Origin of the sequence: Rhodococcus sp. ENV425 (assembly GCF_002887785.1) — a bacterium.
Lineage (GTDB): Bacteria > Actinomycetota > Actinomycetes > Mycobacteriales > Mycobacteriaceae > Rhodococcus > Rhodococcus aetherivorans.
The window spans coordinates 630-6,200 of record NZ_PCZU01000246.1; the positions used below are offsets into that span (position 1 = coordinate 630).

General features: G+C 67.5%; 4 protein-coding genes and 2 pseudogenes. 2 read left to right on the forward strand and 4 right to left on the reverse strand.

The genetic code is table 11. The features are described 5' to 3' along the window. Together CQZ88_RS31515 and CQZ88_RS21445 are read right to left on the reverse strand one after the other, a co-directional pair. Positions 1-181 (reverse strand): annotated as a pseudogene (locus CQZ88_RS31515) (ABC transporter permease); the annotation flags it as partial. Then, positions 178-735, reverse strand: coding sequence for an ATP-binding cassette domain-containing protein (locus tag CQZ88_RS21445; RefSeq protein WP_102800286.1), 558 nt, complete (start codon positions 733-735; stop codon positions 178-180). The pseudogene CQZ88_RS31515 and the gene CQZ88_RS21445, both read right to left, overlap by 4 nt. A 621-nt stretch (positions 736-1,356) precedes the next feature. On the opposite strand from CQZ88_RS21445, the gene CQZ88_RS21450 reads away from it, so the two are divergent. Then, a complete protein-coding gene (locus CQZ88_RS21450) occupies positions 1,357-2,361 on the forward strand; it encodes an inorganic phosphate transporter (RefSeq protein WP_102800283.1) in 1,005 nt (334 codons plus the stop codon). A gap of 95 nt (positions 2,362-2,456) precedes the next feature. Beyond that, entirely contained in the window at positions 2,457-3,002 is a 546-nt protein-coding gene (locus tag CQZ88_RS21455) for a hypothetical protein (RefSeq protein ID WP_146034357.1), read from the forward strand. A 359-nt stretch (positions 3,003-3,361) separates the two neighbouring features. Here the strand turns inward: CQZ88_RS21455 and CQZ88_RS21460 are convergent, their stop codons facing one another. Further along, a complete protein-coding gene (locus CQZ88_RS21460; protein WP_102800285.1) occupies positions 3,362-4,456 on the reverse strand; it encodes an IS630 family transposase in 1,095 nt (364 codons plus the stop codon). Positions 4,457-4,527: 71 nt separating this feature from the next. Then, a pseudogene (locus CQZ88_RS21465) lies at positions 4,528-5,415 on the reverse strand (IS5 family transposase). Positions 5,416-5,571 lie beyond the last annotated feature (156 nt).

Sequence of the window (5,571 nt, forward strand, 5' to 3'; positions counted from 1 at the left end):
TCGCACCCCCGAGCAGCCGGGCCGCATCGGCCATCGCGCCGGCCGCAACGATCACGAACACCACCGGCACAACCACCAGCACCAGCAGATTCACCGGGTTGCGGGCGTAGTCGGCCAGGAACCGGCCGCTCAGCGCCCGGACATCGTCGACCGCGGACCGCGCGGTGGGGGTGAGGATCATCGCGGCACCGTCCGCCCCTCCCGCAGATCGACGATGCGATCGAACCGTTGCTCGTCCGCCACGAAATGACTGATGATCAACACCGAGCGGCCCGCCTGCCGACGCTGCGCCACGATCTCCCAGAACCGCAGATAGGTGTCCCAGTCGAACCCGGCATACGGCTCGTCCAGCAACAACACCTCCGGATCGGCCAGCAGCGCCAGCCCCAGGTTCAATTTCGCCAGCGTCCCGCCCGACAACCGGTCGGCACGGGTGCCGGCGTAGCGGTCGAACCCCAACGTGGTGTACAGGCGGCCGCGGGAGAGGTGCGCGGCCTCCGGACTCATCCGGTACGCCCGTCCGAACAACTCGAAGTGCTCGTCGCAGGTGAGCCGGTCGTAGACCACCGGCTGCTGCGGGCAATAGCCCAGTCGCCGCGGACGACGCACACTGCCGGCATCGGCCCGTAGATCCCCGACGAGAATCTTCATCAGCGTCGATTTGCCCGAGCCGTTCTCCCCCACCAACCCCACCACCTCGCCGGGGTGCAACTCCAGTTCCGCCCCGCGCAGCACCGCGGTGCGGTGCCGCCGCGGCCACCAGCCACGACCGAAACTCTTCTCGACCCCCTCTGCCGCCAACACCGCCACCGGCGTCGCACCGGCCGTGGGCTCGGCGGGCTCGGACCTCGATACAGCCACCGCGCACCTCGGATGCTTCCGACCGGACAGGTCACCGACCCGCGGCTGTCCGGCCACTGCAGCCGTGGTGCACCCACGGTAGATGCCTGCGGCGGTAGCCGAAGACGAGATCGGGTGAAGATTTGCTGAAGAAACCCAGTCTTCGCAGACCGGGACGCAGCGATCTGTGTGACATGGCAGCCGGGGCGGGAACTTGTCCACCCCAGCCGGCGCGGACGGCGCTCGCCGGGCCGCCGAAGCTGCAATGTTCCCCACTGGAATGTCCCCAGGCTGGACCTGCTGCACAATGGTGCCCGGATCGTCAGCGCCCGCACCGATCACCGCCGGAGGAACATGGCCGTCATCTCGCTCGCGCCGACTTTTCCGGGCTTGCGTGCCGGCTGCAGCGAGGCTGCCCTCCCCGGAAGGGTGCCGACGGGTGTGGTTGCGTTGGGCGTATCGCTGTTTTCGAGGGCTGCAGCCGGGCACCTTCCCTCCGGCTGAGCGGACTGACCCGTGGACTTCGCCGTATTGCTGGCCATTGTGACGACGTTGGCGTTCGATCTCACCAACGGTTTTCACGACTCGGCGAACTCGATTGCAGCACTTGTCGCTACTCGGGCTGCCCGGCCGGGACACGCGCTCGCGCTCTCCGCGGCCGGGAATTTCGCCGGCCCGCTGCTCCTCGGCACGGCCGTGGCCGACACGGTCGGCGGGGTCGTCGAGCTACCCGCCGATGTCACGGTCGCCGCGGTCGGCGCCGCGCTCACCGCGGCAATCATGTGGAATCTGTTGACGTGGCGACTCGGGCTGCCGTCGAGTTCGTCGCATGCCCTCGTCGGCGGGCTGGTCGGGGCGGCCCTGGTCGCCGCCGGAGTTGCCGGAGTGCAGTGGGGCGGCTTCACCGACGGCCGCCCTACCGGCGTTGTGGGAATTCTTCTCGGACTGGCGATCTCGCCTGTCTTGGGCGCCCTGGCGTGCGCACTGCTCGGAGCGCTCGCCTGGCGAGTGGTGCGGCGGGCCCGGCACCGTGCCCTCGGCCCGGTACGCAAGGCCGAATGGGTCACCGCCGCCACGCTCGCGTTCAGCCACGGAGGCAACGACGCGCAGAAGTCCATGGGCGTGATCACCTTGCTGCTCGTCGCGAGCGGGCAGCTGCCGGAGTTCACGGTTCCGCTGTGGGTCAAACTCGCCGCCGCGACAACCCTGACCGCCGGAACCGCGTTCGGCGGCTGGCGAATCGTGCGAACCGTGGGCCGCGGAGTATACCGGCTGACCCCACTCGACGGACTGGTCAGCCAAAGCGGCGCCGCCGGCGTGATCCTCGGAGCCGCCCTCGTCGGGGCACCGGTGAGCACCACTCACGTCGTCGCGGCCGGCGTGGTAGGTGTGGGGGCACAGCGACGCACGCGCCATGTGCACTGGAAGGTGGTCGAAGAGATGGGCTCGGCCTGGATCGTCACGCTGCCGGCGACCGCCCTGCTGGGGGCGGTGCTGTTTCCGATCTGGGAGGCGATCTGATGCGTTGGCCCCACCGGCCTACCTCCTGGTTTCTGCCTCGGTCGTTCGACGTACTCGCCCTGTTGCAGGCCCAAGCCACCGCCGTGGAGCAGAGCATGCACATCCTGCACCGATGGGGGCAGGGCGAGATTCTCACCCGTGAGGCCGTCGCGGAGCTGCGCAGTGCCGCCGCAGCCGAGCATGCCGCGCGTCGCAACCTCCACAACGCCGTACGGGACAGTTTCAGCACGCCCCTCGAGGCCGAGGACTTGTTCGAACTCGGGGAACGTCTCGGTGAGATCCCGGAAGCCGGGTATGCGCTGATCCGGGAATCGGAGCTGTCGTGCGGGGGTCTGAGATGCACCGAACCGGACCCCTATCTGGTGGGGCTGCTCGATGCACTGGCAGATGCGGCGGTTCCCCTCATGGACGGGCTGCGTGCGCTGCCGCATGGCACCGCCGCGATGTACGCGGACCGAACCATCGAAAAACTGTCGACGGCCGAGCACGCCTATCGGGTTGCGATTGCCGCACTGGAGAACGAGTCCGACATCCGGCGGGAGTTGCGCCGACGAGAGCTGTATCACCGCGCAGAGCAACTGCACGGCGCCGTGCTGCGCGTCGCACGGCGCACCTGGTACTCGGTGTACAAGGCCCGGTGACCGCCTCCACGTCCGCTGTCTTCGGTGTCGGTGCGGGCACGCCTGAACCGGTCGAAGTCCCGGCCGCAGTTCTCGGGGAACAGGGCGGGCTGTCGTCGAGCACGTGCAGGTCCGATGTCGGTGGCGGCCCTGTCGACGGTGACCTCGGCGGTGCTGCCCGGCGAGGACACGGCCAGGGCATTGTCGAGCAGATTGGCTATCTGTGGGCAGCGCCGGGGCCTCGCATGATCGCGGCGGTATTGTCGCATAATCGAATCGGCTCACCGCCGTGGCCTGCAGCACCTCATCCCTCGGCCACCAGAGCGCGCTCTCGACCGCGGAACGGATCACCGGTTTGGTTGGCACTGGCGGTCTGGCCTCTAGTGTTCTGAGTCAGGAATTCTGTTCAAATATGACGCGAGACGTTCGAGGATCTCGTCCGAGGTCTTCGTCCATACGTAAGGCTTCGGATCGGTGTTCCACTGTGCGATCCAGGCTCGAATGTCCTTCTCCAGAGCCTGAATCGACTTGTGCACCCCGCGACGGATCTGCTTGTTGGTCAACTCGGCGAACCACCGCTCGACGAGATTGAGCCAGGACGATCCGGTCGGGGTGAAGTGCAGATGGAACCGTGGATGCGCCAGCAGCCAAGCCTTGATCGCCGGAGTCTTGTGGGTGGCGTAGTTGTCGAGCACCAGATGCAGATCCAGACCCGGTGGGGTCTGCTTGTCCAAGGTCATGAGGAACTTTTTGAACTCGTCGGCGCGGTGGCGGCGATGCAGCGACCCGATCACTTTCCCCGACGCGACGTCGAGGGCGGCGAACAAGGTGGTGGTGGTGCCGGCGCGCACGTAGTCGGAGGTCATCCGCTGTGGCACCCCGGGCATCATCGGCAGCACCGGCTGCGACCGGTCCAGGGCCTGGATCTGCGACTTCTCGTCGACACAGAAGACCAGTGCCCGCTCCGGCGGATCCAGGTACAGCCCCACGACGTCGTGGACCTTGTCGACGAAGAACGGATCGGTCGAGAGCTTGAATCCCTCGGTTCGGCGGGGCTGCAACCCGAAGGCTCGCCAGATCCTCGAGACCGTCGATTGCGACAGGCCCATCTCCTGCGCCATTGTTCGCGTCGACCAGTGTGTCGCGTTCTTCGGGGTGGTCTCGAGCGTCCGGGTGACCACGTCGGCGACCTGGGCGTCGGTCACCGAACGTGGTCCGCCGGATCGGGGCATGTCTCCGAGTCCTGCGATGCGGTGCTCGAGGAATCGGGATCTCCAGCGTCCCACCGCATGTTGCGTCGAACCGAGGCGAGCGGCCACCTCCTTGTTCGAGATGCCGTCCGCGCACGCGAGGATGATCCGGCACCGCAACGCCCACGCCTGAGGTGTCGACGAGCGCCGCACCCAGCCCTCCAATGCGGCACGTTCGTCGTCGGACAGTGTCAGCTCGGCCTTCGGCCGCCCGGTACGCGCCATCCACCGATTCTATAGTTATGAATGCAATTCCCGACTCAGAACACTAGGGCGTGTTTCAAATGTCCTCTGATTCATAGCCACCGGTTGAGGGCAGCGACGTGGACGGTGGCCAGATAACGCACGGCGAGCTTGTCGTAGCGGGTGGCCACCGCCCGGTGCTGTTTGAGCTGGTTGATGCCGCACTCGACCGCGTGCCGCTGCCGGTATACCTGACGGTCGAGCGCTGGGGGACGTCCACCTCGCGAGCCCCGTCTGCGGCGGTGCGCGAGCTGATCGGACGGGATCGCGATCGTCGCTCTGATGCCACGTCGACGCAGGTAGGAGCGGTTGGCGCGGGAACTGTAGGCCTTGTCCGCCAGCACCCGCACCGGCCGGTGCGGGCCCGACCCGATCCGAGCCGCGGCACCCGGATCCGCTCGAGCACCGCGGTGAACTGCGGACTGTCGCCGTGCTGACCGGGAGTGAGCAGCACCGCCAGCGGCCGGCCGTCCTGCTCACAGCCCAGATGCAGCTTGGTGCTCCACCCGCCCCGCGAGCGCCCGGGAGCATGGTCGTCGGGTTCGGTTTCGACGCCGCCGGCCGGTTCGAGCTGCAGCGACCGGCGGGCACCGGCGGCGTGCTGGTGGGCGCGCACAATGGTCGAGTCGACGCTGACATCCCACACGATCCGGACGGCGGCGTCGCCCGACGCCTGCAGCGCGGTCAGGATCTGTGCCCACACCCCGGAGCGTTGCCAGCGGCGGAACAGGCCGTACACGCCTCTGCCAGGGCCCGTACCGGGTCGGGACGTCACGCCACGGGGCGTCGACGCGGGTGCGCCAGCGGATACCGTCGATGAGCTGGCGTTTCGTCCACACACAGGGCCGTTCCGGCCTGGCCGGGCGCGGCAGCAGTGCTTCGAGCACCGCCCACTGCGCGTCGGTCAGGTCCGCCCGGCCCGTCACCGCTACGCTGGTCACGAGGTCTGGAGGTATTCAGGTTTCTCTTGGTCGATAAACCCTCTACCGGAGACCTCGCTCATTCAGTGCTCACGACACGCCTCTACGTCTGAACAGCCTGGTGATCTCCCACTTTTGAAACACGGCCTAGTAGGACTTTGTTAGGTTCACCACTTC